Below are 25,271 nucleotides of genomic sequence, written 5' to 3' on the forward strand. Positions count from 1 at the left end.
TCAGCGAAGCAGACCGCAGCACAGCCCCCGCCCCCGCCCTCCGCCCGCCCACTCGTCAACGAGGACGCCATGACCACCAGCAACGGCCAGTACATCGCGGCCATCGACCAGGGAACGACCTCCAGCCGCTGCATCGTCTTCGGTGCCGACGGCCGGATCGTCGCGGTCGACCAGCAGGAGCACAGCCAGATCTTCCCCCAGCCCGGCTGGGTGGAGCACGACGCCGAGGAGATCTGGACCCGCGTCCAGTCGGTCGTCTCCGGCGCCCTGGCCAAGGCCGGGCTCACCCGCGACGACATCCGCGCCATCGGCATCACCAACCAGCGCGAGACCACCGTCCTGTGGGACAGGAACACCGGCAAGCCGGTCCACAACGCCCTGGTGTGGCAGGACACCCGCACCGAGGACCTCTGCAAGGAGCTCGGCCGCAACGTCGGCCAGGACCGTTTCCGCCGCGAGACCGGGCTCCCGCTCGCGAGCTACTTCGCCGGCCCGAAGATCCGCTGGCTGCTGGACAACGTCGAGGGCCTGCGCGAGCGCGCCGAGCGCGGCGAGATCCTCTTCGGCACCATGGACACCTGGGTCATCTGGAACCTGACCGGCGGCGTGGACGGCGGCAAGCACGTCACCGACGTGACCAACGCGTCGCGCACCATGCTGATGAACCTGCACACGCTGCAGTGGGACGAGAAGATCGCCGAGTCGATGGACGTGCCGATGTCCGTCCTGCCGGAGATCCGCTCGTCCGCCGAGATCTACGGCGAGGCCGTGGGCGAGCTGGCGGGCGTGCCGGTCGCCTCCGCGCTCGGCGACCAGCAGGCGGCGCTCTTCGGCCAGACCTGCTTCGACGTCGGCGAGGCCAAGTCCACCTACGGCACCGGCACCTTCCTGCTGCTCAACACCGGCGAGAAGGTCGTCAACTCCTACCACGGCCTGCTGACCACCGTCGGCTACCGGATCGGCAAGGAGGCCCCGGTCTACGCGCTGGAGGGCTCCATTGCCGTCACCGGCTCGCTGGTGCAGTGGCTGCGCGACCAGCTCGGCATCATCTCCACCGCCGCCGAGATCGAGACGCTCGCCTCCACCGTCGAGGACAACGGCGGCGCCTACATCGTCCCGGCCTTCTCCGGCCTGTTCGCTCCGTACTGGCGCTCCGACGCCCGCGGCGTGATCACCGGCCTGACCCGCTACGTGACCAAGGGTCACCTGGCCCGCGCCGTGCTGGAGGCCACCGCCTGGCAGACCCGCGAGGTCGTCGACGCGATGGAGAAGGACTCCGGCGTCACGCTCTCCGCGCTCAAGGTCGACGGCGGCATGACCAGCAACAACCTGCTCATGCAGAACATCGCGGACGTGCTCGACGTCCCGGTCGAGCGCCCGTTTGTCGCCGAGACCACCGCGCTGGGCGCCGCCTACGCCGCCGGCCTCGCCGTCGGGTTCTGGCCGGACCTGGACACCCTGCGCGCCAACTGGCACCGCGCCGCGGAATGGACCCCGCGGATGGACGAGGCGACGCGCGACCGCGAGTACAAGAACTGGCTCAAGGCCGTCGAGCGGACCATGGGCTGGATCGAAGAGGACCAGACGACGGGTCAGTGACGCCCCGTCGTCGCCAGCAACTCGGCGCGGCCGTGCCCCCTCTCAGGGGGAGGGGGCACGGCCGCGCCTCTGGGCCCGCCCGCCGGGACCAGCACCACCTCCAGGAAATTTGAGGGATCTTCCGATGCACTCCATACCGACCCTTGGAGCCAACCGCACGGCCGACCGCGCGCAGGCGCGCGCGCTGCTGAGCAGTGCCACCTACGACCTGCTCGTCATCGGCGGCGGCATTCTCGGCACCGCTGTCGCCTGGACGGCCGCGCAGTCAGGCCTGCGGGTCGCGATGGTCGACGCCGGCGACTTCGCCGGGGCCACCTCCAGCGCCTCGTCGAAGCTGGTCCACGGCGGTCTGCGCTACCTGCAGACCGGCGCGGTGAAGCTGGTCGCGGAGAACCACAAGGAGCGCCGCGCGCTGTCCACGGACGTGGCACCGCACCTGGTCAACCCGCTCACCTTCTTCGTGCCGGTCTACAAGGGCGGCCCGCACTCCGCCCCGAAGCTCGGCGCGGGCGTCTTCCTCTACTCGGCGCTGTCCGCGTTCCGCGACGGCATGGGCCACGTCGCCACCGCCGCGCGCGCCGGGCAGGCCGTCCCGGCGCTGAAGACCGAGGGGCTGCGGTCCGTCGCCGTCTACGGCGACCACCAGATGAACGACTCGCGCGTGGCCGTGATGACGGTCCGCGCCGCGGTCGAGTCCGGCGCGGTCGTGCTCAACCACGCCGAGGTCAAGGGTCTGCGCTTCACCGGCGGGCGGGTCACCGGCGCCGAGGTGCGCGACCGCCTGACCGGCGAGGAGTTCGGCGTCGACGCCCGTCTGGTGCTGAACGCCACCGGTCCGTGGGTGGACCACCTGAGGGAGATGGAGGATCCGAACGCCGCCCCCAGCATCCGCCTGTCCAAGGGCGCGCACGTGGTGCTCAAGCGCAAGGCGCCGTGGAAGGCCGCGCTGACCATCCCGATCGACAAGTACCGCGTCTCCTTCGCCATCCCGTGGGAGGACCACGTCCTGCTCGGCACGACGGACGAGGAGTACACCGGCGACCCGGCCGACGTGCGGGCCACCGGGGCCGACGTCGACCAGATCCTCGGCGAGGCCGCGCACGCGATCCGCGAGGACCACCTGGACCGGGACCTGATCACCTACTCGTTCGCCGGTCTGCGCGTCCTGCCTGGCGGCCCTGGCCAGACGGCGGCCGCCAAGCGCGAGACGGTCGTCACCGAGGGACGCGGCGGCATGCTGTCGGTCGCGGGCGGTAAGTGGACGACCTACCGTCACATCGGCCGCGTGGTGCTGGAGAAGCTGGCGCGGGTGTCCGGCACCGGCCTCGCCGACGACATGTCGACCATCCCGCGCACCGTCCCGCTGCCGGGCGTGGCCAGCCCGAACGCAGTCGCCCACCGCCTGCTGGTGGACCGTGAGCCCGGCGCCCGGATGGACCCGCTGGTCGCACGCCACCTGGCCACGCACTACGGCACGCTCTCGTTCGACCTGGCCCGGATGATCGACGAGGACCCGTCGCTGGGCCGTCAGATCCACCCGGACGGGCCGGACGTGTGGGCGCAGGTCGCCTACGCCGTCGACCACGAGTGGGCGGTCACCACCGACGACGTCCTGCGCCGCCGCACCACCACGACGGTCCGCGGCCTGGACACCCCCGAGGTCCGCGACGAGGTCGAGAAGTTCCTGGCGACCCGCCTGCCGCAGGCCTGACGCTCCACCTCCCCCATCGCCTTGGCCCCGCCGTCCCGTGACGGCGGGGCCAAGGCGTGCGTACGGCGGACGCGATCCGGCCCGGCCGCTCAGACCTGCGCCATGCCGCCGTCGGCGAAGAGCTCGACGCCGGTGATGAAGCTGGAGGCATCGCTGGAGAGGAACGCCGCGGCCTTGCCCATCTCGCGGGGGTCGGCGATCCGCCCGGTCGGGTTGCCCTCGCCCATCGTCCGGACCGCGGCGGCAACGGCGTCGGCGCCCTGTGCCATACCCAGGGCGCTGCGCAGGGAGTCGGTGTCCACGGCACCGGGGCTGAGGACGTTCATGCGGATGCCGGTGCCCTTGACGTCCTGGATCCAGGACCGGATGAAGGCACGCACGGCGGCCTTGGAGCCGCCGTAGAGGCCCATGCCGGCCGGGGGCCGTATCGACGCGGTCGACCCGATGATGACGATCGTGCCGCCGTGCGGCAGCAGCGCGAGCGCCGGCTGGACGGTGAAGAGGACGCCCTTGGCATTGACGTCGAAGGTCCGGTCGAACTGCTCCTCGGTGATCGCGCCGAGCGGGGCGTGCGCGCCGATGCCGGCGTTGGCGACGACCGCGTCGAGTCGTCCGTGGCGGGCGACGACCTCCCGGTACGCCGTCTCCATGTCCGCAAGCCTGGTGACGTCGGCCACGATGCCCGAGGAGTTCGGGCCGATCCTGCCGACCGCCTCGTCGAGCTGGTCCTGCTGAAGGTCGGTGATGACGACGCGGGCGCCCTGGTCCACGAACTCCTGGACGATCCCCAGGCCGACACCGGACGCGCCGCCGGTGACCACGGCGACCTTGCCTGCGAGCGGGAGGCTCATCGTTTCTCCTCTGCCTTGCCTGACCGCACGATGCGGACGACGGCGGCAGGTGCCCTAGACTCGTAAGTGGAGGCACCGCCACTTAGAGACGCTAATCGGAGGCGCCGCCGCTTAGCAACTCTTCTCTTCGAGGAAAGAGCCCTCCGATGACGACAGAGACCGGCCGGCCGCTGCGGGCCGACGCGCGGCGCAACCGGGAGAAGATCCTCTCCACCGCGGTGCGCGTCTTCGCGGAGCAGGGGCTGGACGCACACCTGGAGCACATCGCCAAGGAGGCGGGAGTCGGGACCGGCACGCTCTACCGCAACTTCCCGACCCGGGAACTGCTGATCGAGGCCGCCTACCGAAACGAACTGAGCCGCCTGTGCGACGCGGCCCCCGAACTCCTGGCGACCATGCCGCCACGCGAGGCGCTTCGCGCCTGGATGGGGCGCTTCATCGACTACGCGACCGCGAAGCTGGGGATGGCCGAGGCCCTTCGCGCGGTCGTCGACTCCGGCGTCAACCCGTACGCCCACAGCCGGGAGTTGATGATGACCGCCCTCACCTCGCTGCTGGACGCCGCGGCCGCCACCGGCAGCATTCGATCCGACATCGGCCCGGCCGACATGTTCGCCGCCCTCACCGGCGTCGCCCTCGCCTCGGGCAAGCCCGAAGAGCGCGAACAGGCCGAACGGCTCCTCGACCTGACCCTCGACGGACTCCGGTACGGCACGGGGGACTGACTCCGCCCAGGACGCCGACGGCGCGCCGACCGGCGGCGCCGTCGAACCGACGAACGAGCATGGAAAACGGCCCGGCAAGGGGAGGGGATTCCCCAGCCGGGCCGTCGAACCGGACGATCAGCAGCTGAAGTCGATCTGCTCGAACGACGCGTAGTGGTCGTCGGTGTAGTAGTCGATCTGGTCCGGCTGGTCCTCGACGATGCGGCGCGCGCCGCGGGTGGGGGCGCCCGGGGTCACCACGGTGTACTCGTGGTAGTAGCCGTAGGGCTCGCTGGGCAGGACACCCTCGTTGTTGGAGAAGATCGTCCCGTCCTGGCTGTACGGGAACGGACCGCCCTGGGCGATCAGGTCGAGCGTGTCGTCGGCCTCCTGCGGGAGCGCGCTCTGGCAGACCGTGCCGTTCACGTCGGCGTGCGCACTGGCGGCCGGAAGCAGTACGGGGAAGGTCGCGGCGAGAACGCCGGCGGCGAGAACAAGGGTGGCGTTGCGCGCGTTCCACGCGCGTAGAGAGATGCTCATGACAATGAGTCTGCGGACGAACGGGGCGAGAAGGAAGGGATCATGACATTCCTTCACTGCTTGTTCGCCTAGGAACTTCTGACCCAGCAGAAGATGTCCGGCGAGTGACGCCACCGCAGCGACCAGGGCGTCGCCTACCCTGATGACCATGAGGGACGACGCGTTGATCCCGGCCTCCGCCGTCGAGGAGGCGATCGTGCGCTGCACGGGCTGCGGACGACCGCTGCGCGACCCGGCCTCCCGCGCCCGGGGCCACGGCCCGGTCTGCACGGAACTGCGCCTGCCGGAACCTCCCCGCGCACATCAGGAGGAGACCCTCCCGGGCCTCTGAGCCTCGGGCCTCGAATCGGCGTTGCGTGCCTACTGGTCGCTCGATGCGCGGGCGAGCACCCGTGCCAGCGGTCGCGGCACCCGGTCCGGGGCCACCGCCTCGGCCATCAGCGCCGCGTAGCGCTCCTTGCCGCCCGAGCGCCCGCTCATCAGTCGGCGCAGCTGGTCGTGCAGGCTGCGGTCGCGCAGCGCGGGCTGCTTCTGGAGCGTCCGAAAGGAGCGCAACTGCCCCTCCGCGGCGACCAGGCGCTCCACCTCCTCAGGCCCGAGCGCGCGGATCAGCTCGTCCTCCAGATCGGCCGAGCAGCCGAAGAAGCCGAGCGACTCCAGCCAGGCCCGATCACCTGCCCCCGCCACCGAGTTGACGAGACCGACCTGCTCCAGGCCGCGCAGCACGAACCGCTCCTCGGCCTCGTCGTACAGCCCGGCGATCCTGATCTCCGGGTCGAGCGCATGGAAGCGCGCCAGGAAGTGCCCGATGTTGGTGATCCCGTGCATGGCCACGACCGTGACACCGGCCGCCGCCAGATCCATCTCCTGTCGCCGGGCCAGCACTTCGAGCGCGACCTGGTCGCTGACCCCCTCGACGAGCACGACCGCCTCTGACGTCACCCCCTCATGGTGCGCCCCTGGACGCCCAGCCCACCATCGAATTGGCTCGCGCCCGGGCGTGCACACACGGTGCGACGAACCCGTCACCGATGGGTATGACTCAAGGCGATGGCGTCGGCCTACGGCCGGCATCCACGACCTGGGAGGTAGACATGTCCCAAGTGCAGCCGCTGCCTGGTGACTTCGCGGTGACATCGGTAAAGGGACGGGTGGGGTTCGCGATCTCGGTCGGCGAGTGGCTCAACGGCTCCCGCTTCGGCCACTGGGACCACGCCTTCGTCTACGTCGGCGACGACCAGCTCGTCGAGGCCGAGCCGGGTGGCGCGAGACTCGCCAACCTCGACGAGTACCAGGGCAGAGTGGTCGCCTGGTCCACGGGGCACATAGAGCTGACGGAGGAGCAGCGGACGGCGGTCGTGACCGCGGCGCGGTCCTACATAGGCGTGCCCTACTCGGCCGCCGACTACATGGCGCTCGCGCTCTGGCACTTCCACCTGCGGATCGGCTGGGCGCGCAAGGTGATGGCGTCCCGCGCATCGATGATCTGCTCGGAGCTCTGCGACGCGGCCTACGACGAGGCGGGCGTCCACCTGTTCGCCGACGGACGCGAGCCGGGGGACGTGACCCCGGCCGATCTCGCGCTCCTGATCAAGGCCTAGGGTCCTCACGGCCGAAGGGCTCCGCGACCCCCCTCGCGGAGCCCTCCCGTGCCTCCTGCTCGAAGGCGCGTCCTACTTGAACCAGTACCGGACGCCGTGGTGGTGCGAGCAGGTGCCCGAGGAGTTTCGGCTGTAGGACAGGGAGAGGTCCCGGCACTGCGCCGTCTCGTACCGGTTGGCGGGGCGCTGGCGGTGGGTCCACCCGCACAGCCCGGTGGTGTGGCTGACGCAGCGGTGGGCGGTGTTGGTGGCCGGGAGCGGGGTGCTCGCCTCGGCGGCGACGGCCGGCGCGAGGACGAGCGCGGCGGCGGTGGCGACGGCGGCTATGGAACGACGCAGCAAGGCATCTCCTGCATTGTGAAGGTCCTGTGAACAGACCCGTACTCTGCCAGATCAGCAGGGCAGTTGGCGGCCTGGATGCACGTTCGTGATCTGCCCGGCGAACTCCCGACCCCAGTGGGATGCGAGCGCTCCTTAAGACCGACGCCCACGAACCAGCTGACGCGGCGTCGTATGTCCGCGCAGGTCAGTGATCGCCTGAAGTGTCCAATTCAAGACGACGGTAAGAGCGCCTCGGTGGATCTTGTGTCTGATGTGAGAGTCCGGTTAGCGTCCGCCTGGACTGTCATGATCATCAAGGCTCCAGCAAGGGACAGAACGCCGTGATACCCGGCATGCACCAACGCACCTCCGACACCAGAACGCGCACGGCCCCAAGGCTGTTGCGCGTGCTGGCCGCCGGCGCACTCACTGTGGCGCTCGCCGCCGGCACCCTCGGTGCGGCCCCGGAGGCCGCCGCCCACGCGGACCCTCCGGGACTCCCGCACACCAAGCCGGTCCCGGTCGCGCCCGTGGCCTCCCACTACCGGCCCCCGAAGAAGGTGACCACCCGCCAACTGCCGCGACCAGCCTGGCCAAGCGGCACCGCAACCGTCCCACTGCCAGCTGCGGGCGGGACGGCGAGCGCGCCCAAGGACAGTCACAGTCCGGCCAGGACTCTTGGCTCCCCTGACGCGCCGGTGCGCGCTGGCAGTCTGCCGGTTTGGCTCGCCGCCGCCCCACGCGAACCCGGGACCGGAGCCAAACCGAGCCAGCCCGCGACGCCCGCCGCGGCGAACACCACCCAGGTGACCGTGCTGCCGCAGAGCGCGGCCAGGGCTGCCGGCATCAACGGCGTCCTGCTGCAGGTGAGCCCCCACACGCTGGACCGGATACACCTGACCCTCGACTACAGCTCCTTCGCCGACGCCTACGGCGGCGACTGGGCCTCCCGTCTCCACCTGAGCGTGCTGCCGGCCTGTGTGCTGACAACCCCGCACAAGGCTGCCTGCCGCACCGCCACAGCGCTGGCCACCGCGAACGACAGGCGCACCGCCCGACTCGGAGCGGACCTTCCGACGGCAGTCCTCACGCCCGCGCACACAGCCGCCGGCGTGCAACGGACGGCAACCGCCGCTGCCACAGCGGCGCAGCCGATGGTCCTGGCCGCCGACTCCTCGGCGGGCGGCGGGGGCGGCGACTTCACCGCCACCAGCCTCAAGCCCTCCGGCTCCTGGCAAGCGGGAAGCAGCTCCGACGCGTTCAGCTGGTCCTATCCGGTACCGACGCCGGAAACGCCCGGGAAGCTCGAACCCAAGCTCTCCCTGGCCTACAACTCGCAGGCCCTGGACGGTCTGACGTCGTCGACGAACAATCAGGCATCGGTCGTGGGCGACGGCTTCTCCCTGAGCGAGAACTTCGTCGAGCGCGCGTACCAGACGTGCCACCAGAACCCCACGGGAACGACGAAGACCTGGGACAACTGCTGGTCCCGCGACAACCAGCTGGTCCTGTCCCTGAACGGGCAGACCACCACGCTGGTCAAGGACGACACCACCGGCGCCTACCATCCGGTCGACGACGCCGACGAGAAGGTCGAGTACCTCACCGGGGCGTCCAACGGCGCTCAGAACGGCGAGTACTGGCGGGTGACCACCGACGACGGCACCCAGTACACCTTCGGTCTGAACCAGCTCCCGGGGTGGGCGTCAGGCGACGCCAAGACCAACTCGGTACTGACCGAGCCCGTCTACGCCACCGCGTCCGGGCAGCCCTGCTACAACGCCACCTGGGCCAGCTCCTGGTGCCAGCAGGCGTACCGCTGGATGCTGGACAACGTCAAGGACACCCACGGTGACGTGATGTCCTACTTCTACACCGCCGACACCGCCTACTACGCCCGCGACCTGGGCAAGACGGCAGACACCCCGTACACCCGCGACGCCTACCTCAGCAAGATCCAGTACGGTCAGCGTGACGGCTCGGTGTACTCCACCAGCCCGGCCGGCCAGGTGCTGTTCACCTACAACGGCCGCTGCAACACCGCGGCCACGGGCTGCGCCACCTCCACCCTGTCCTCGTCGACAGCATCGAAGTGGCCTGACGTGCCCTACGACCAGTACTGCGCCGACAACGCCTCCTGCTCGGTCAACTCCCCCACCTTCTGGTCGGAGGAGGAGCTGACCGGCATCCAGACACAGGTGCTGGTCGGCACGACCGAGACCAACGTCGACGCCTGGGCTCTGCAGTACTCCTTCCCGGCGACCGGGGACACGACCACGCCTTCGCTTTGGCTGTCGCAGATCACCCGCACCGGCCAGGACACCTCCGCCGGCGGCTCCGGCTCCCCCGTCGCCATGAACCCGGTGACGTTCTCGGGCACCCCGTTGTCCAACCGTGTCAATCTGAGCGACGGCTACCCGCCGATCACCCGCTACCGCCTCAACACCATCACCACCGAGACCGGCGAGGTCATCAGCGTCGGATACTCCGCGCCGGCCTGCGGGTCGTCCACGCCCAGCGACCCGAGCCAGAACTCCTCGCTGTGCTTCCCCGACTACTGGACCCCGTCCGGACAGACCAACCCCACCGAGGACTGGTTCAACAAGTACATCGTCACCGGTGTCACCGAGCAGGATCCTGCCGGCGGCGGCGTCAACGACACCATCGCGACCGCCTACACGCCGATCGGCAGCCCGGCGTGGCACTACGACGACAACCCGCTCACCCCGGCCAACCAGCGCACCTGGGACCAGTGGCGCGGGTACCAGGGCATCAAGGTAACCACCGGCACCGCACCGGATCCGGTCACCGAGACCGACACCTACTACTTCCGCGGCATGGACGGCGACACCCTGCCGAACGCCGGCACGCGCTCGGTGACCGTCACCGACTCGCGCAACGACCCGGCTGTCACCGACTCCGAGCAGTACGCCGGGATGACCTACGAAACGGTCGTCTACGACGGCAAGGGCTCCGGAAAGGTCGTCACCGACACCGTCACCGACCCCTGGAGCAGCGCCGCCACCGCCACCCACGCGCTGTCCGGCGGCCTCCCCGCCCAGCAGGCGTTCCACACCGGCAGCGCGAAGATCCGCGTGTACACCCCGCTCGCGTCGGGGAGCACGCGGGAGACGGAGACCGACAACACTCACGACTCCTACGGCCGGATCACCCGGACGAACGACCTGGGCGATGTCTCCACCGCTGCAGACGACCTGTGCACCACCACCAGTTACGCCGACAACACCACAGCCTGGATCCTGAACGCCTCGGACGAGGTCCTGACGGTCTCGGTGAACTGCTCCACCGCACCGTCGCTGCCCGCCGACGCGGTCTCGGACACACGCACGTTCTACGACGACTCCAGCACGTTCGGCGCCATGCCGACCATCGGCGACCAGACGACGGTGCAGAAGGCGACCGGCTACACCGGCTCGACGCCGAACTTCTCGACCATGTCGACCGCCACGGTCGACCAGTACGGCCGGCCGACCGCGACGACCGACGCCGACAACCGCAAGACCACCACCGGCTACACGCCCGCGACGGGCGCCGAGCCGACCAGCGTCGTGGTCACCGACCCGCTGGGGCACACCACGACCAAGGTGTACGACCCGGAACGCGCGCTGGAGACCAAGTCGACCGACGCCGCCGGCTACGTGACCAGTGCGCAGTACGACGCTCTCGGTCGCACCACCGCCGTGTTCCGCCCCGGTGTCACCGCCGCAGCAACAACCTACGCCTACACGGTCTCCAACAGCGCCCCGTCCGTGGTGACCACCCAGACGCTCAACAACGACGGCTCCACCTACCGCACGTCCGAAACCCTGTACGACGCGCTCCTGCGGGTGCGCGAGACGCAGTCCGCAACCGAGGACGGCGGCCGGAACGTCACCGACACCGTCTACAACACTGACGGCTGGACCGCGAAGACCACCGACCCCTACTACGCCACTGGCGCGCCCGGCTCGACGCTGGTGCAGGCCCAGGACGGTGACATCCCCTCCGAGACGGGCTACAGCTACGACGGGGACGGACGGAAGACCACCGCCACCGCATACGCGCTCGGTTCGCAGACCTGGCAGACCGGCTACTCCTACGGCGGCGACTACACCACCACCGTGCCCCCGGCCGGCGGCATCGCCCAGACCGAGTTCACCGACGCGCGCGGCCATACCACCGACCTGTACCAGTACCACTCCGGTGTGCCGGCCGACCCGGTCGACGACCCCGCCTCGGACTACTCCGACACGCACTACACCTACACGCCCGCCGGGCAGCAGGCGTCCGAGACCGATGCCGCCGGCAACTCCTGGTCCTGGACCTACAATCTGCTCGGCCAGCAGACGGACGCCGACGACCCGGACACCGGCACGAGCAGCAAGACCTACGACTACGCCGGCCAGCTGCTGACCCGCACCAACTCCGTCGGCGGCCAGATCAGCTACACCTACGACGCCGACGGCCGCAAGACCTTCGCCTACGACACCACCGGCAACGCCACCGCCTCCGCGACCGACGAGATCAGCGCCTGGACCTACGACACCCTGAAGAAGGGCTACCCCACCGCCACCACCACCTACGCGAAGGGCACCACCAGCGCGTCGGTCTCCACCGCCACGCTGGCGTACAACTCGTTCGCCCATGCCGCCGCGATCAAGACCACCCTGGCGAACCTGCCGGCGAACGAGGCGGCCCTGGCACCATCGGCCGGGTACACGACCTCCTTCACCTTCGACAGCGCCGGCAACCCCACGACGCAGGGCGACCCTGCCGAGGGCGGCCTGCCCGCCGAATCCGTCACGACCGGATACGACACCTACGGCCAGCCCACCAGCCTGACCACCACCGGCACCAATGCCTGGAGCTACGTCAGCGCCCTGGGCTATGACGAGTACGGCCGCCCCCTGCAGTACACGATGGGCCCATCCACCAACTGGGTCGACCTGTCCCTGTCCTACGACGCGCAGACCGGTGCCGTCACCGACGCGCGGACCACCGACTCCACCAGCAGCACCGTGGTCGACGACACCAGTTACACCTACCAGAACAGTGCGGTGTCCAAGGGCGCCAACCTGGTGGTGTCGACCGCCGACAGGCAGAACGGCGCCGGCACCGCCGACACGCAGTGCTTCACCTACGACTGGGCCACCCGCCTGACCGCGGCGTGGACCGCGACCGACAACTGCGGCACCACCCCGGCTCCGGGGCAGAGCAGCACCGTGGGCGGCAGCACCCCCTACTGGCAGACCTGGACCTACGACGCGGCCGGCGACCGGCAGACCGAGACCGACCACGACACCACCGGCAACACCGCCAGCGACACCACCACCACTTACGACTACCCCACCGCCGGCTCCGCGACCGACCAGCCGCACACCGTCACCCGCACCACGGCCACCGGCCCCGGAGCCTCGGCCGACACGGCGACCTACACCTACGACGCAGCCGGCAACACCACCGCCGTCACCGGCGGCGCGCTCGGCAACCAGACCCTGACCTGGAACGACGAGGGCAAACTCGACACCGACACCTCGAGCTCCGGGAAGACGGGCTACCTCTACGACTCCACGGGCAACCTCGTCCTGCGCACCGGCCCGGCCCAGGCCACCCTCTACCTCGGCAACGCCGAGATCACAGAAAACCTGAGCAGCCAGTCCCTCACGGCCACCCGGTACTACACCATCGGCGGCGCCACCGTCGCCGAGCGCTCCAACACCGGTAACATCCAGTACCTGGTCCCGAACCGGCAGGGCACCGACACCCTCGCCGTCGACTACCAGAGCCAGGCCGTCACCCGACGCCAGTTCACCCCCTTCGGCGGCACCCGGGGCAGCGCCCCCGCGACATGGCCCGGGGACAAGGGCTATGTCGGCGGCACCGCCGACACGGCGACCGGGCTGGAGAACCTCGGCGCCCGCGAGTACGACCCCGTCTCCGGCCGCTTCCTCGACGCCGACCCCCTCTTCGAGCTCAACGACCCCAACCAAATGGGCGGGTACGACTACGCAGGCAACGACCCCGTCACCGGCAGCGACCCCACCGGCAACATGCTCATCTCCGATGACGGCAGCGGGTGCGAGGGGGGCACCGGTGCCGCGATGGACGCTTGCGAGAAGTCGTACGTCACGCGCGAGCAGGACGAGGCGCTGGCCACCGCGGCCGAGCAGGCCATCGACGCGGAGGAGTCCTACGGTGAGGACCTCCACATCCGGCAGATCGACGGCGTGAACTCGGTGTCGGGAGCCATCGCCAAGGCGGACGAGCAGTGGGAAACCGAGCAGTACCTCGCCGCGTCCAAGCAGATCCGTTCCGCGGTCATGGCCCAGCTGCGTGAGCTGGTCGCCTCCGGAAAGTTGACCAGCAACCAGTTCAACCGCTTCTCGACACTCAGCATCGCCTGGGACGAGAAGAAGAAGATGCTCTACTGGGGTCTTCTCAAGTCACCTCGAAAGGGCCGCAGTCCGGTCTGTGCCGAGGACCTGTGTGACGACGAGGCGGAAGCCAACGGGTCCGCCAAGGACGATCTGCAGTTCGACAAGACCTACCGACCGCGCCTCGAAGACGGCGAGGAGGTGGACATCTGCCTGCGCTGCCAGGGACGCCACGAACTGGACCAGTTCAGGGCCTCGGGCGCGAAGTTCCAGGAGGGGGGCCGCCTCTACCTGATGCAGAACGACGAGGCCGCGGACAGCGCCGAAGCGGCCGCCAATGCGGAACTGGACGCCGACAGCCTCGCCGACGCGATGGCGATGGCGGAAGGCGACGAGTAGGGTGCCCCAGCTCCGGTCCCGTGCGGCACTCGCCCGCTGACGGGACGGGAATGGACAACAAGTCCTACGGTGGATAGACAGATCCGACGGGCCCGGGCGGCTTCGCCCCCGGGCCCGTCCCCACTCGATCTCAGATCCCGCGACACCGGGGATCGCGCACAAGGATGACCGGCATGCTGCAACAAGAATGGTTCTCCGTGGACGACACGGAGGTCGACGACACGCAGAAGGCATTTCTGGAGGTCGTCCGGGAACGGGCTCGGCACTGGCCGGAATGCCCACCGAGCCACGCCATCACCCTGGTATACAACGAGGAGGAGGACCTGGACGAGGACGGGAACGCCGAGCTGCTTCTCGTCGTCGACGTCAGCGATCTGCCCCACAAGCGGGTCCTGCTGACCCTCGGCGCCTCGCTCGTCGGCGACACCCTGAGCTGCGGCGAGGTGCACAACCAGACCTACCAGTTCGAGGAGCGGGAAGACAGGGCGGTGGCCGTGCGGGCTTCCGGCGGCCCGGAGGAGCTGGGGCGCATCGCGGCGTCGTGGTTCGAGGAGATCCTGCGCCGCCCCGTGATCCGGTCGGACAGCCAGGGATCCTGGTCGTTCCTCGACCCGTCCGGCTCGCTCCCGTCCGGCTACAGCCTCGCCCGCAGGGGTGGGCTCTAGCCCACGACTGGCATCGGCCGTCCCGTGACGGTCGGCCGGTTCCATGGCCGCTCGACAGCGCCCGTCACGGAGAGGGCGGGCAGGGGTCTCACGCGAGGTCTCCGTTGACAGGCCGCGACACCAGGTCCACTGCGGTCTCGACGAGGGTGTGGGGGTCGGGGCCGATGTCCAGCACCGCGCCGTTCTCGTCCGCGGCGAGCGGTTCGAGGATGGCGAGCTGGGAGTCGAGCATGTGGGCCTTCATGAAGTGGCCGCTTCGGTGCGCGAGCCTCTCCTCGATCAGCTCGTTCGCTCCGGTCAGATGGAGGAAGAAGGCCTCCGGACAGGCTTCGCGCAGCAGGTCGCGGTAGCTGCGCTTGAGCGCGGAGCAGGTGACGACTCCCCCGGTGCCGGCCGCGACCCGCTCGGCGAGCCAGGCTCCGATGGCCCGGAGCCAGGGCTCGCGGTCCTCGTCGTCGAGGGGGATGCCGGCGGCCATCTTGGCGATGTTGGCGGCGGGGTGGAAGTCGTCAGCCTCACCGTAGGGAAGGCCGAGGCGCTCCGCGAGGGCCTTCGCGACCGTGGTCTTGCCGACCCCGGCCACGCCCATCACCACGATCGCGGGGGCCGTCCTGGCCGGCCGCGGGTTCTCGACGCTGAGAGCCATTGCTGGTGCTCCGTTCTGTGCGGTCGCCCAAGTGTCGTCCAAAGGTATGACTTAATCAACCCGCTGCCATGAAATGGTCATACGTTTTGAAGCACGGTGCGGTATCCTCCACCCCGGCGCGGCCGGGACCGGCCCCATCGCGATCGGCGCCTCCGCATCCGGCTCCGCGCACCGGCCCCTAACCTGGAGCAATGGACATCCAGGGCCTGCCGGGCCGCCTGCTCGCCGACCTCGGGCCCGCGATCGCCTCCGGTGAGATCGCCGGGGGCTCGGTGCTGCGCATCGAGGAACTGGAGGAGCGCTTCGACGTCTCCCGGACGGTGGTCCGCGAGGCGGTGCGGATGCTGGAGTCCATGCAGCTGGTCGCCTCGCGCCGCCGGGTGGGCGTCACGGTGCGGCCGAAGTCCGAGTGGGACGTCTTCAACCCCACGCTCATCGCCTGGCGTCTGGCCGGCGCCGACCGGCCCGCCCAGCTGCGTTCCCTCGGCTCGCTGCGCGTCGCGGTCGAACCGGCGGCGGCCGGTCTCGCCGCCGTCCACGCCGACGACGACCAGCGGCGCGCGCTCGGCGCGCTCGCGACGGAGATGACGATGACCGGCCGCGCCGGCGATCTGGACGCCTTCCTGCGGCACGACGCCGACTTCCACGCCACCGTGCTCCAGGCCTCGGGCAACGAGATGTTCGCGCACCTCGGCGCCACCGTCGAGGCGGTCCTGCGTGGGCGCACCGAGCACCGGCTGATGCCGCATCACCCCGAGGACTACGCCGTCCGGCTCCACCGCGAGGTCGCCGAGGCGATCGCCGCGGGCGACGCGGCGACCGCCGAGCGGGCGATGCGCGCGATCGTCACGGGGGCGCTGGAGGAGCTGGACGCGGCCCTGGAGTGACGCGCGGACCGGCGAGGCGGCGCGCCCGCGACAGCGTCAGGACTCGCTGGCGACCAGGCCCGCGTCCGATTCGTCGCCCGAGGCCCGCTCCGCATAGACGGGCAGTTCGCGCATGGTGCGCAGCGGGGAGAGGAAGACCGGCAGGAAGGCCAGCGAACTGCCGACGCCCGCCAGCAGCAGGGTGCCGCGCACACCGATCGTGGTGCCGAGCACGCCGCCGAGGAACGAGCCGGCCGGCATGGTGCCCCAGACCAGGAAGCGCATGGTGGCGTTCATCCGGCCCAGCAGGTGGGGCGGGCACAGGGCCTGACGGAAGCTCACCTGGGTGATGTTGTAGACGACGATGCCGATCCACATCACCACCTGCGCCGCGGCAAGCAGGGCGAGCGTCCAGTCGCGCTGGACGAAAGGGACGACCAGCGCGCACGGGCCGGTGACCGCGATGGGGATCCAGATGGCGGGCCCCTGACCGATCCGGGCGGCCACCCGGGCGGCGACGAGCGCGCCGATGAGTCCGCCGACGGCGGAGGTCGAGCCGATCAGGCCGATCACGCCGGGCGAGAGCCGCAGTTGGCGGGCGAGCAGGACGTAGAGGACGGCGCCCGCCATAGAGGCGAAGAGGTTCGCCGACCCCGTGCACGCGGCGATCGCGCGGAGCATGCGGTCGCGCAGGACGAAGGCGAGGCCCTCGCGGATCTCCCGCAAGAGGTTCCGGTCCGGATCGGTTTCGGGTCGGGGCGGCCGCGCCTCGATGGCGCGCACCCAGCCCGCCGACCACAGGAAGCTCAGCGCGTCGACCAGGACCGCGTAGGGCGCGCCGAGCAGCTGGACCAGCGCGCCGCCGAGGCTCGGGCCCGCGATCTGGCTGACCGACTCGCTGGCCTGGAGCTTCGCATTGCCCTCGACCAGCAGCTCCCGGTCGACGAGCCGCGGCAGGTAGGACTGGTAGGCGACGTCGAAGAAGACGGTGGACACGCCGGTGGCGATGGCGACGACGTAGAGCTGGCCCATGGTCAGCACGCCGAGCAGCTGCGCCAGCGGGACCGAGGCGAAGAGGGCGGCCCGGACCAAATCGTTGACCAGCAGGACCGAGCGGAACCGCATCCGCTCCACCCAGGCGCCGGCCGGCAGTCCGACCACCACGAACGCCAGCGACTCGCACGCGGCCAGCAGGCCGACCTGGAACGTCGACGCGTGCAGTACCAGCACCGCCAGCAGCGGTAGCGCCAACTGGCTCACCATGGTGCCGAACTGGCTGACCGTCTCGCCGATCCAGAGGCGTCGGAAGTCGAGGTGGTGCCAGAGACCGCCGCGACGGGCTGGTCGGTCGACAGGCGGGGCTGAGGAGCTCATGGCGACCACCGTGGCCAAGTGATTGGGTTTTGTCAATCAGTTTGGGCAGGCCGGGATCCGAGCGCCTTTCCGTTCAGTACGCTGCTGCCATGACAGAACGCAGGCCGGCGTCCGACGAGGAAGCGAAGGCCCTCGCCTCCTCGCTGCGGCTGCGCATCCTGCGCATCTGCCTGAGCGAGCCGCACACCAACAAGGAGATCGCCGCGATCCTCGGCCGCGATCCGGCCAGCGTGCTGCACCACACCAGGACGCTGGTGCGCACCGGCTTCCTGGAGGCTCAGGAGGAGCGGCGCGGCGCGCGCGGCGCACGCGAGATCCCCTACCGGGCCACGAAGAAGTCCTGGCGGCTGGAGGCGCCCGCCATGGACCGCGTCCTGCTCGACGCGTTCCTGGAGGAGGTCGCGCTGGCCCCCTCGACGGAGGTCGACGCGACCCGGCTCGGGCTGCGCCTGTCTCCTCCCGACATGGAGGAGTTCCGCACCCGGCTGAGCGCCCTGCTGGAGGAGTTCGCCGCTCGCCCCGACGACCCGTCGGCCCAGGCGTGGTCCCTGTTCGTGGCGCTGCACCCGGACCCGAACCGTCCCTGAACAGGCCTCAACCCGGCCTCGACGGCCTCCATCCACCTCCCCCCGGAGCCGAACCCTCACTCGAACGGCCGAGCCTCGACCCGGTAGGGTCCGGGTAGCCTGCGGGAGGCAGGGACGCGGCGGCCTGGGGAGGGCCAAGTGAGTCAGCCGGGGATGGAGTTGGAGCCCGACGAGGCCGACGCGCTGCGCGCGTGGGCCGCGGACGAGCGCGCCAAGGCGGACAGCCTGGCCGCGGCTCTGGAGCAGATCGCGGCAAACGGGCTGCCCACCGACGAGGAGTGCGTCGCCTGGGAGGAGATCCGCGAGCTGGCGCTGGCGAGGCTCGACGGCCGTGTCCCGTAGGCTGCGGCGCCGACCGGCGCAGATCCGGTTCACCGACGGCGCCCGCAAGCAGGTCGACGCGCTGACCGACGCCGAGGAGGTACGCCGGCTGGACAGGGCCCTGAGCGAGCTCGCGATCGACCCGGAGATGGGCGTGCCGACACGTTTTCCACTGATCCGCGACTACCGCAACGATGCGGAGGGCATACGCGTCATCTACTCCGTATCGGTTCTGCGCTCGGCCATCCTGGTCGCGTACGTGGAGGCATAGGAGGCCGACGAACACCATGGCACGGGTACCCGACGAGGCACGGCGGGCGCGGGTGCGGCTGCTGCTCTCCCTCGCCTTCACGCTGGTCGCACTGGTCTTCACCATGTTCGGCTCGTTCGCCGAGGCGGCCTTCATGGGCTGGGCGCTGACGGTCACCGTGGCCGGGGTGTTCGTGACCACCTGGTTCGGCCTGGACGTGTGGATCACCCAGCGCAGCGCGCGCGAGCGCCTGCACGGCTCCGGCGGGATAACGCCCATGACGGGCGCGAAGCGCCCGCGTTGACCCGGAGCCCGTTCGGGCCCCGTCCGGAGCCCTTCCGGGGCCTGTCCCGGTCCGGGTCCGCGGGCGGGCCCGGCTCTCCGGCGGGGCCTACTCTTCGACCTCGGCCACCCCGGTGTGGCTCGCCGCCCCGACGGCGGGCGCATCCGGCGCGGCGGTCTCGTGCAGCACGGCGGTCTCGTCCTCCGCACGCGGGCGGCGGAAGACGCGCGTCGCGCTGACCGCGCCGTGGATCTCCGCCTCCTCCTCGTCGAGTTGCGGCAGCCCCGGACGCAGGTGCTCCTCCACCGAGATGTACTTGAGCCCGGCGCGCAGGTCGGCGTCGTTGCGCAGGCGGATGATCAGCGGGAACTCCGCCAGCGCCGTCGTGTCGAACAGCCCGGTGGTGTAGATCAGCTGAACCCCGAGCGCGTCGGCGACGGCGCGCTGGAGCTCCAGCAGGTACGTGGCGTTGGCACGCCCGATCGGGTTGTCCAGGAACAGCGTCCCCGCGTGCCGGAGCTTGGCCTGGCCGCGGTCGTTGGCGCGCAGCGCGGCCATGGTGCAGTAGAGCGCGATGGCCGCGGTCAGCAACTGGCCGCCGGAGAAGACGTCGGACATCTGACTGACCGACACCCGCTCGGCGCGCAGCACCGCGTCGGGCTTGAGGATCTCGACGGTGACGCCGCGCGGCTCCAACGCCGCGTGAACGCCGCGCAGCAGCAGCGACATACCGTCGCGGCGGTTCCAGTCCACCGCTCCGGACGAGGCATTGGAGCCCTGACGTCGCACGGCGGCGCGCGTCGCCTCGTCGATGACTTCGCCCAGACGCTCCGTCAGCACCGCGTGGTCGGGCTCGTCGAAGCGGATCCGCAGGAACTCCTGGCCGGACCACTCCCCCAGGCCCTCGGGCAACCGGGAGAGGCGCTGGGCCGCGCGCAGCGTGGCGAGCGAGGACTCGACGAGGCCGCGCAGGCGGTCCACGATGCTGTCGCGATTGCGCTCCAACTGGTCGAGCTCGTCGGTCAGCACGCGCAGACGGGGCGCGAAGGCGGCGGCCCAGTGAGCGGCGTGTTCGGGCAGCACCGAGACCGGCAGTTCGCGGATCTGCTGGCGGGCCGGGGTGCGGACGGCCTCGAAGCGCGTGGAGTTGGCGTGCCGGATCAGCGCGTCGCTCGCGTCCCGGACGGCGAGGTCCGCCGCCGACAGCTCGGCGCTCGCGGCGCGCAGGTGGCGGCGGGCGTCGGAGGCGGCGTGCCGGGCCTCGGGCAGGGAGCCGGTGACCGGGGTGACCTGTTCCTCGTCCTCCGCGTGCGCGACGCCTTCGGCGGGCTCGCGCAGGCCGTCGCGCAGCTGCGCGGCGGTCTCCTCGAACTCGGCGGCGGCGTGCTGCGCGGACTCCAGGGTGCGCTGCAACTCCGCGTGTGCGGTGCGACCCGCCTCCAGGGCGTCGCTGCGGGAGGCGAGTTCGGCGGTGGCGGCGCGCAGCAGCTCGCGGGCGTGGTCCTGGTCGGCCGGGACCAGCTCCTCGGGCAGCTCGGTGTGCGCCTCACCGGAGACGGGCGCGCTGCGCTCGGCTTCAGCGCGCAGACGACCGAGCTGCTCGCTGGCGGCGGAGGCGCGCGCCTCGATCGTCTGGACCAGGTCCTCGGCGCGGGAGGCCGCGGCCTGGCGGGCCGGGCCGTCTGCGCCGTCGGGGCTGCCGAGCAGCTCCTCGGCGCGGGTGCGCACCTTGTTGGTGAGCCGGTCCAGCTCGGCGCGGGCGGAGGACTCGTCGCTCTCCGCGCGGGCCTGCTCGGCGCGCAGGTCCGCGCCGACGCCGACCTTCTCGTAGAGCTGGGCGGCGACGCGGTGCGCCTCCCGCAGCGCGGGCAGGGACGCCGTGGGCACGTCCCCGCCCGTGGCCTCGTCGATGTCGTCCGGCAGGTCGGAGCTGGGCAGTTCGGCACGCTCGGCGCGCAGCGCCCGGGCGGTGCGGCGGGCGTCGTCGGCGGCGCGCTGGGCGGCCCGGCGGTCCTCGTCCGCGGCCTGGGCCAGCTCCGTGCAGGCGTGCTGGCGCAGTTCGGCCTGCGTGGTCTCGTCGGCGACCTCGCGCAGGCGGGCCGTCCAGGTGGAGCGTTCACGCAGGCGGTAGGCGAGCCCGGCCAGGGCGTCGGCGCGGCGGCGGGCCTGCTGTGCGGCCTCCAGCCGGGTCTCGCGCATCCGGGCGGCGGTGGCGCGCTCCTGCTCGGACTCGTCGTGGGCGGCTCGGGCGGACCCGCGCTCGGCCGTGGCGGCCTCCAGCGCCTCGCGCGCGGCCTCGACGTCGGCGGCCAGCTCGGTCAGGCGCCCGGCCGGGCAGCCGGCGCGCCAGGAGGAGAGGCGCCCCACGAGCAGCCGGTCCCCGCCGAGACGGGCGGCGAGCTCGCGGATCTGCTCGTCCCTGGCCCCAGCCCGGTCACGCAGCTGGCGGCGCTCCTCGTCGGCGGCCGACTCGTCGTGCATGGCCGGGTTCGGCGGCACCAGGAAGACGCCGTTCTCCCCCTCGGCCGACGGCTCCCGGGTCACCGGGCCGAGCAGCGCCGCGGAGGTGCCGACGGCGACGGCGGAACGCGGCAGCAGCGCGGCGGCGGCCAGGATCTCGCGGGCGCGGGCGAGGGAGGCCGGGTCGGTCACGATCACGCCGTCGACGAGCTGCGGGCGCGCGGCGAGGATCCGCTCGTGGTCCACCGGGTCGACGGACTGAGCCAGGTAACGCCAGCCCGGCAGGGCCGGGACACCGTGCTCGCCCAGGTACTCGACGGTGGCCAGCACGTCCGGGCCCGGCGGCAGCAGGCCGCCGTCGCCGAGGGCGGCGAGGATGCGCGAGTCGTCGGCGGCCTGGGTACGCAGGTCGAACAGGGTGCGCTCGGCGGTGGCGACGGCGTTGTCGAGCTGCTCGCGCAGCGAGTCGGCCGTACCGTCCAGCTGCTGCGGCGTCAACTCCCCGTCCGCCACGCCCAGCAGGGCCGTGATGCGCGGCTCCGCGGCAAGCAGGCTGAGGGTGTGCTCCTCCGTGGCGAGCGCGGTCTCGGCGGCGGAGAGCGCGTCCTGGGCGCGCGCGGCGGCGAGCTCGGCGCGGCCCTCGCGGGCGGCGGCCTCGCGGGAGCGGCCGGCTGCCTGCTCGGCAGCGGCACGAGCCTCCTCCCACGCCGCCCCCGCCGCCTTCTCGGCGTCGGCGGCCTCGAGCGCGGCACGGGCCGGATCGACGGCCTCGGGGCTGTCGGTGTCGCCGGTGGTGGTGTCGATCCAGCCGGAACGGACGGCCTGCTGGGTCTCCTGCTCGACCTCGGCGAGACGCTGGCGCAGGTGGTCGCCCTCGGAGCGGGCCTTCTGCGCAGCGGTAGCCGCGGCGGTGGCGTCGCGGCGGGCGGCCTCGCCCTGGGTCTGCAGCCCGTGGGCGCGCGACTCCTCGCTGTCGGCGCGCTCCTCGGCGGCCTCGGCGGCGGCCTCCAGCGCGCGGACCAGCGCGACGGCGGCCTTGGTGCGCGCGGCGAGCGCGGGCGCGGCGTCGCGCTCGGCCTCGCGGATCGCAGCGGACACCCGCGCCGCCCGGTCGGCGGCAGCGCGGTGACGGAGCACCAGTTCGGTGGCCTGCCAGGCGGAGTGGAGCGTGCGGGCGTCCAGCAGCTCGCGACGCAGTGCGGCGGCGTCGGCGGTGGCGTCGGCGAGCGCCAGGCTCGCATGACGGTGCGTCAACTCGGCGGTGACCAGCGACTGCCCGGTGCGCGCGTCGTGGGCCTCGGCGACGGCATCTGCCCCGGCCGCGACCTGCTCCTCCAACTCGCCGACGCGCGCCCGCTCCAGGCCCGCACGGGCGGAGAGCGAGCGAGCCAGGCGCCGGGCCCGGCGCTCGGCGGCGCGGTGGCTCTCGCGCACGCCCTCGCGGACGGTCGCGGCCTCGGCGATGCGGTGGAGCAGGTCGAGCGAGCCGCCGGTGAAGTCCCGCTCGGCGGTCAGCTCGGCGCGGCGGCCCAGCTTGGAGGCGAAGCCGTGGACCAGGTCCGCGAGCCCGTCGGTGTCGCGGGTGTCGGTGACGGCGCGGAGCAGCAGGTCGGTGAAGTCCTTGTCGCTCTTGACCGCGAAGAGGCCGGCTGCCTCGCCCTCGTCGGCGTTCATCTCGCGCTGGTAGCGGAAGAGTTCGGGGTCGAGCCCGAGCGCGCTCAGGTGCTCGGTCCAGCGCTCGTGGCCCTCCTCCCAGGTGATCTCCAGCTCCGGGGCGAGCTTGCCCGCCTCCATCAGCAGGTCGCGGAAGCCCTTCATGGTGCGGCGGCGCCCGCGTGCGCTCACCTTCGGCGCGTCCTGACCGGGCGCGGGCATCAGCACCGCGCGCTCGGCGACGGGAAGGGAGTCGAGGCCGAGCGCGGGACCGGGCCGGAACGAGTACCAGGCCTCGGCGAACTTGCGCGGGTCGGCGGAGACCTGCCGTCCGCGCCACTCGCTGACCTTGCCGACGACGACGGTCTCGCCGGTCAGGGTGTGCTGCCACTCCAGGGCGACGTGCCCGCAGTCGTCGGCGAGCAGGAACTTGCGCAGCACGCCGGAGCTGGCGCCGCCGAGCGTGTTGCGGTGGCCGGGCAGCATCACCGAGAAGATCAGCTTGAGCAGCACGGACTTGCCGCCGCCGTTCTCCAGGAACAGCACACCCGCGGGCGCGGGGCGGCGGACCGGCCCGTTGTCCTCCTCGTCGAAGAAGCCGGGCTGGCGCGGCGCGGGGTCGGGGACGGCCTCGCCGACGCCGCTCAGGTCGAGCACGGTGTCGGCGTACCGCGCACCGGCAGGGCCGATGGAGTACAGGCGGACCCGGTTCAGCTCGTACACCGTGCGCACTCATTCCTGTTCTTGATCGACAAGGCGGGGCGCCTGGTCTCACCAGAGGATATCCAGTGACAAGGGCAAATCTCCGGTTCGCCCGCTCAGCCGACAATCCGGACACGACCGCGACATGAAGCCGACCCGTTGCGCGTGACCGGCAACTGACGCCCGCGCCTCACCGGGGCACGCCGTCGGGCGTCGGCGGAGATCGTCTCCGGCCTGCGCACCCGCTCGCAACCACATCCGTATTGCCCCACCTGCGGCAACGCCGCTCACATCGCCCCCTGACCGCAGCACCCACGGCGCGGCGGAACTCCGGTCAAAGTCGCTCAGGGGTGCCGCTGGTCAGACGCTGTGGAACGGCAGACCGGCGTCGGTGACCAGGTCGTCCGACTCGTCCGGCGGCAGGAGGGTCGCGCTGCCGTCCGTGACGGGCACGACGCCGAGGGCGAGCAGCTCCGCCATCGCGGCACTGCCGGCCATGTCACGGACCTGGAGCTGGTAGCGGGCGGTGGTGCGGTAGGTGCCGCCCGAGTCGTCCGAGGTCTTCTGCAGGAAACCGGAGTCGACCAGGAACGACACCGCCTTGCCGACGATCCCGATCGTCGAACCGGCCAGCCGGCGGGCGTCCTTGGTCGCCCCGGTGGCGCTGCGCCGGGCGTAGACGCGCCAGGCCGCCTCCAGGCCCGGCGCGTCGCTGACCGGGTCGGTGTTGTCGCCCGACACGTCCGCCTGCTGCTCCAGCCTGCGGCAGGCCTGGCGGACGAAGGCGTCGACGCCGTTGACGGTGATCCGCCCGAGGTACCCGTCGTCGGCGAGATCCTCCGGGCGCGGGAACGCGAGTGCCGCGACGGCGAGGTGCGCCAGCCCGTGCAGGAAGCGGTCGGTGGACTCGGACGCGGCGCGGCGGGAGTAGTCGCCCATCCGCACGGCGAACACGCTGTCCTCGGCGGCGGCGACGGCCATGCCCGCACGGGAGGACACCTCCAGCACGATCAGCCCGAGGCCGGTCGCCACGGCGTCGGCGAGCCGCGCGAAGGACGGATCGTCCCGGTAGCGCCGGATCAGCTCGGCGTACTCGGTGTCGCGGGCCGGCAGCAGTTTCGGCTGGAGGCCGAAACTGACCAACCGGGAGGCGTCGGCGACGTCGGCGGCCGTGATCGGCGCGGGGCGCGCAGCACCCTCACCGGGGCTCGGTGCGTCGTAGTCGTCGTCGATCATCGGTTCAGCTCCGGACTCGGGGATGTTGCAACTTCCTCAAGGGCGCAAGGAAGTTCACGAGGAACCGCGCAAGAAACCATCCGGCGCGGATGGCCCTGCTCGTTCGGGGACACAGGTCCTCGGGTGGC

At 71.5% G+C, this 25,271-nt stretch carries 20 protein-coding genes; 12 read left to right on the forward strand and 8 right to left on the reverse strand.

Features of this window, described 5'->3' with window-relative positions; all coding sequences use genetic code 11:
* The first annotated feature begins 69 nt into the window (after nucleotides 1-69).
* Together glpK and TR49_RS13590 are read left to right on the forward strand one after the other, a co-directional pair.
* Nucleotides 70-1,599 carry a glycerol kinase GlpK gene (gene glpK, locus TR49_RS13585; protein WP_042381357.1) on the forward strand — a complete coding sequence of 510 codons (1,530 nt, stop codon included), beginning with the start codon at nucleotides 70-72 and terminating at the stop codon, nucleotides 1,597-1,599.
* Between the two features lie 124 nt (nucleotides 1,600-1,723).
* Complete coding sequence (locus TR49_RS13590) at nucleotides 1,724-3,310, forward strand: glycerol-3-phosphate dehydrogenase/oxidase (protein WP_042381358.1); 1,587 nt, start codon at nucleotides 1,724-1,726, stop codon at nucleotides 3,308-3,310.
* A gap of 89 nt (nucleotides 3,311-3,399) precedes the next feature.
* Here the strand turns inward: TR49_RS13590 and TR49_RS13595 are convergent, their stop codons facing one another.
* The gene (locus tag TR49_RS13595; RefSeq protein WP_042381359.1) at nucleotides 3,400-4,161 is read right to left on the reverse strand and encodes an SDR family NAD(P)-dependent oxidoreductase; all 762 of its coding nucleotides are present in this window, start codon (nucleotides 4,159-4,161) and stop codon (nucleotides 3,400-3,402) included.
* 146 nt (nucleotides 4,162-4,307) lie between these two features.
* Between TR49_RS13595 and TR49_RS13600 the strand changes: the two genes are divergently transcribed.
* Nucleotides 4,308-4,886 carry a TetR/AcrR family transcriptional regulator gene (locus TR49_RS13600; RefSeq protein ID WP_042381360.1) on the forward strand — a complete coding sequence of 193 codons (579 nt, stop codon included), beginning with the start codon at nucleotides 4,308-4,310 and terminating at the stop codon, nucleotides 4,884-4,886.
* Between the two features lie 117 nt (nucleotides 4,887-5,003).
* Here the strand turns inward: TR49_RS13600 and TR49_RS13605 are convergent, their stop codons facing one another.
* A complete protein-coding gene (locus tag TR49_RS13605; RefSeq protein ID WP_042381361.1) occupies nucleotides 5,004-5,405 on the reverse strand; it encodes a guanyl-specific ribonuclease in 402 nt (133 codons plus the stop codon).
* 148 nt (nucleotides 5,406-5,553) lie between these two features.
* Between TR49_RS13605 and TR49_RS13610 the strand changes: the two genes are divergently transcribed.
* Nucleotides 5,554-5,736: a DUF6011 domain-containing protein gene (locus tag TR49_RS13610; protein WP_152627247.1), complete on the forward strand. Its 183-nt coding sequence runs from the start codon at nucleotides 5,554-5,556 to the stop codon at nucleotides 5,734-5,736.
* 29 nt (nucleotides 5,737-5,765) lie between these two features.
* Here the strand turns inward: TR49_RS13610 and TR49_RS13615 are convergent, their stop codons facing one another.
* Complete coding sequence (locus TR49_RS13615) at nucleotides 5,766-6,347, reverse strand: TOPRIM nucleotidyl transferase/hydrolase domain-containing protein (protein WP_052434275.1); 582 nt, start codon at nucleotides 6,345-6,347, stop codon at nucleotides 5,766-5,768.
* A gap of 152 nt (nucleotides 6,348-6,499) precedes the next feature.
* Here TR49_RS13615 and TR49_RS13620 point away from each other — a divergent pair, with 152 nt between their 5' ends.
* Complete coding sequence (locus tag TR49_RS13620; protein ID WP_042381364.1) at nucleotides 6,500-7,006, forward strand: hypothetical protein; 507 nt, start codon at nucleotides 6,500-6,502, stop codon at nucleotides 7,004-7,006.
* 72 nt (nucleotides 7,007-7,078) lie between these two features.
* On the opposite strand, the gene TR49_RS13625 is transcribed toward TR49_RS13620, so the two are convergent.
* Complete coding sequence (locus TR49_RS13625) at nucleotides 7,079-7,348, reverse strand: DUF3761 domain-containing protein (RefSeq protein WP_042381365.1); 270 nt, start codon at nucleotides 7,346-7,348, stop codon at nucleotides 7,079-7,081.
* 332 nt (nucleotides 7,349-7,680) lie between these two features.
* Between TR49_RS13625 and TR49_RS13630 the strand changes: the two genes are divergently transcribed.
* Both TR49_RS13630 and TR49_RS13635 read left to right on the forward strand, forming a co-directional pair.
* Nucleotides 7,681-14,100, forward strand: a complete 6,420-nt coding sequence (locus tag TR49_RS13630; protein WP_152627248.1) for an RHS repeat domain-containing protein — start codon at nucleotides 7,681-7,683, stop codon at nucleotides 14,098-14,100.
* A 173-nt stretch (nucleotides 14,101-14,273) separates the two neighbouring features.
* Complete coding sequence (locus TR49_RS13635) at nucleotides 14,274-14,765, forward strand: hypothetical protein (protein ID WP_042381367.1); 492 nt, start codon at nucleotides 14,274-14,276, stop codon at nucleotides 14,763-14,765.
* A gap of 88 nt (nucleotides 14,766-14,853) precedes the next feature.
* On the opposite strand, the gene TR49_RS13640 is transcribed toward TR49_RS13635, so the two are convergent.
* The gene (locus TR49_RS13640) at nucleotides 14,854-15,411 is read right to left on the reverse strand and encodes a gluconokinase (protein ID WP_042381369.1); all 558 of its coding nucleotides are present in this window, start codon (nucleotides 15,409-15,411) and stop codon (nucleotides 14,854-14,856) included.
* 191 nt (nucleotides 15,412-15,602) lie between these two features.
* On the opposite strand from TR49_RS13640, the gene TR49_RS13645 reads away from it, so the two are divergent.
* On the forward strand, nucleotides 15,603-16,298 hold the full coding sequence (locus TR49_RS13645; RefSeq protein ID WP_042381370.1) for a FadR/GntR family transcriptional regulator: 696 nt from the start codon (nucleotides 15,603-15,605) through the stop codon (nucleotides 16,296-16,298).
* A 36-nt stretch (nucleotides 16,299-16,334) separates the two neighbouring features.
* Here the strand turns inward: TR49_RS13645 and TR49_RS13650 are convergent, their stop codons facing one another.
* Nucleotides 16,335-17,651: an MFS transporter gene (locus tag TR49_RS13650; protein WP_042381651.1), complete on the reverse strand. Its 1,317-nt coding sequence runs from the start codon at nucleotides 17,649-17,651 to the stop codon at nucleotides 16,335-16,337.
* Nucleotides 17,652-17,740: 89 nt separating this feature from the next.
* Between TR49_RS13650 and TR49_RS13655 the strand changes: the two genes are divergently transcribed.
* The 4 genes from TR49_RS13655 (at nucleotide 17,741) to TR49_RS13670 (ending at nucleotide 19,113) form a co-directional block, all read left to right on the forward strand.
* Nucleotides 17,741-18,238, forward strand: a complete 498-nt coding sequence (locus TR49_RS13655) for an ArsR/SmtB family transcription factor (RefSeq protein ID WP_042381371.1) — start codon at nucleotides 17,741-17,743, stop codon at nucleotides 18,236-18,238.
* Nucleotides 18,239-18,376: 138 nt separating this feature from the next.
* Entirely contained in the window at nucleotides 18,377-18,580 is a 204-nt protein-coding gene (locus TR49_RS13660) for a hypothetical protein (RefSeq protein ID WP_439654102.1), read from the forward strand.
* Nucleotides 18,570-18,830 (forward strand): hypothetical protein, encoded by a 261-nt coding sequence (locus TR49_RS13665; protein WP_042381372.1) that lies wholly within the window; start codon nucleotides 18,570-18,572, stop codon nucleotides 18,828-18,830. Before TR49_RS13660 ends, TR49_RS13665 begins: the two co-directional genes overlap by 11 nt.
* A 16-nt stretch (nucleotides 18,831-18,846) precedes the next feature.
* A complete protein-coding gene (locus TR49_RS13670) occupies nucleotides 18,847-19,113 on the forward strand; it encodes a hypothetical protein (RefSeq protein WP_152627249.1) in 267 nt (88 codons plus the stop codon).
* An 87-nt stretch (nucleotides 19,114-19,200) separates the two neighbouring features.
* Here the strand turns inward: TR49_RS13670 and TR49_RS13675 are convergent, their stop codons facing one another.
* Complete coding sequence (locus tag TR49_RS13675) at nucleotides 19,201-23,928, reverse strand: coiled-coil domain-containing protein (protein ID WP_042381652.1); 4,728 nt, start codon at nucleotides 23,926-23,928, stop codon at nucleotides 19,201-19,203.
* 339 nt (nucleotides 23,929-24,267) lie between these two features.
* A complete protein-coding gene (locus TR49_RS13680) occupies nucleotides 24,268-25,143 on the reverse strand; it encodes a hypothetical protein (protein WP_042381374.1) in 876 nt (291 codons plus the stop codon).
* Nucleotides 25,144-25,271: the final 128 nt, after the last annotated feature.

This window comes from Streptacidiphilus melanogenes, assembly GCF_000787835.1.
In the GTDB taxonomy this organism is placed as follows: domain Bacteria; phylum Actinomycetota; class Actinomycetes; order Streptomycetales; family Streptomycetaceae; genus Streptacidiphilus; species Streptacidiphilus melanogenes.